Below are 2,118 nucleotides of genomic sequence, written 5' to 3'. Positions count from 1 at the left end.
AGTCATTCAAAGGCTTGTACAGTAGTACGCTGAGACTTTCGCGTTTCTCCCAGCGGCTCCATTTTGCCGCCGACCGATCGAAGCATTTCAAATAGCCGACCAATGATGTGAAAACGTCATTGGCCGGTTTTTTTTATGCTTGGATTTGAAGAAGCGGTACGCCGCGGGGCCTCGCTCGCGGGCAGCGAGTCCTACGGTTGGTTTCGACCGTGCGGCCGCTCGCCGCACCGCTACAAAAAACATCCGCTTCGGGTCCCATTAGCCTGTTTCCCGCTGACGATCTACTTACGATTGGGCAGGATCTTTACCGTCGATCCAAGGACCGGCCAGATTCATGTATTCCGGCTCAATCAATTTGCTACCAAAGTCACCCGCGTTCCATCCGGGGATATGTTTTGGATTAGCCCGAGCTTCGGAAAGTTGTTCCCATTTCTTAGCCCAACCTGGATCGGTGGTGCTGATTTCGCGGGTTTCGGGATCGACGAAGAACACCTTGCCTTGACGATAACTTTCCGCACCGAGGTTCACGACGGCGATCGCGGCGGCACCCAAGTCGGGTGGGTTGTTACACATCATGGGCTCGCCCGCTTCGCATGCATCAAGCCAATTGGCGAAGTGAGCGTAGGTTGTATTGCCGACTTTTTCGGTGGCGATGCGTTCATCTTTGTAGTCACGCTCGTGCGTGACTTGAGGGCGTTCGGCAACAAAATCGAAACCGTCAAATTCTTCGCCGTTTCCGAAACGGAACGTGCCAAAGTGTCCGCGAATCAATTGGTCAATCCGCGATTCCTGGTTACACATCGTGGCAGTGACCAGCCCTTGAACGCCTTCGTTGAAATCAGCAACCACGGTGGCCACATCAGGCACATCGCGGCCGTCGTATTCCATGTAAAGACCGCCCGCCCCAACGACGCGCCCAGGGATTCGTAGTCCGGTGGCTTTCAACATCGAAGTGGTGCGGTGCACGAACAAATCGGTGAACATGCCGCTACCGAACGGCCAGAAACGACGCCACTGTTTGTACTTTTCACGGTCAAATGGCATCTCCGGTGCAAGTCCTTCGTTCGATCCGAGCCAGCGTTCCCAGTCGATCGTTTTGGGCGACATGTCGGCTTCGAGTTTGTAGTACCGCCACTGTCCCATATCGCTGTTACGGAAGTACTCGGTTTGGAACCCAAGCACCTTGCCCAGCTTGCCGTCTTTGAGCAACGCATTGACTTCGTTCCAAACCGGCAAACTGGTCGACTGCACGCCCACCTGCATGACTTTGCCGCTTTCTCGCCACGCCTTCTCGACCGAAAACGCTTCTTCGACTGTCTTGGTCATCGGTTTTTCGCAGTAGACATTTAGTCCTGCTGCGATCGAATCGACGGTTTGTTTGTGATGCCAATGGTCAGGCGTTCCGATACAAACGGCGTCGAGGTTTTCTTTCTCGATCATGTCGCGATAGTCGACATAGCGACCAGGATCCGTTCCCGTGGCTTTTTTGATATGGTCGGCGACCTTGTCTCGCTGCGTCTTATAGACTTCGGCGACACCGACCAGTTCGATGTTCCGGCCTTCTTCGTGCAGTTTACACAGTGTCTTGACGTGTGCGCCATAGCCGCGACCCCCGGGGCCGATAAATCCAATTCGCATGCGTTCATTGGATCCCGCTGCTGCAGCGGCTCGTGTGGCGGACAAACCCACCGATGCCGCCGCCGCGACTCCGGCCGACTGCGTGATGAAGTTGCGGCGATTGGATTGATTCTCGGGTTTCTTTTCAGCTGTCATGATAAAGATTCCTCATCTTAGACGCTCTCGGTGATGAAAGAGCGATCGGGTAATAGGATCGGGTAATAAAACGTACGGGGGTGAAGTGGAGTCAAAAAAGAGTGTTTTGTGGGGCGGCTACTTATGAAACAACGACTTGTTCTCGATGGAAGTCAACTCGTTTGCCGAACGGCCCCATTTCCAATCGAGTGTTGGCGGCGTTTGGCCATCGGAAAGACATGTTAATTGGATCGGGTGATAACCCTTGGCCAATTTAATCGAAACCGTACGCCGTTGTCCCGCTTGGTAACCAAAGTCGGCATCGAGCACCGACGCTTGATGAATCCGTAGAAACGCTTTGCTGCT

1 protein-coding gene and 1 pseudogene are annotated in these 2,118 nt (G+C 54.0%); both read right to left on the bottom strand.

Features of this window, described 5'->3' with window-relative positions:
• Positions 1-285: 285 nt before the first annotated feature.
• The gene (locus ABX962_RS35235; RefSeq protein ID WP_372726329.1) at positions 286-1,773 is read right to left on the bottom strand and encodes a Gfo/Idh/MocA family protein; all 1,488 of its coding nucleotides are present in this window, start codon (positions 1,771-1,773) and stop codon (positions 286-288) included.
• A gap of 117 nt (positions 1,774-1,890) precedes the next feature.
• A pseudogene (locus ABX962_RS35230) lies at positions 1,891-2,118 on the bottom strand (sulfatase); the annotation flags it as partial.

It is taken from the genome of Novipirellula sp., assembly GCF_041583735.1.
Lineage (GTDB): Bacteria > Planctomycetota > Planctomycetia > Pirellulales > Pirellulaceae > Novipirellula.
This window is presented reverse-complemented; position numbering and strand designations above follow the sequence as displayed.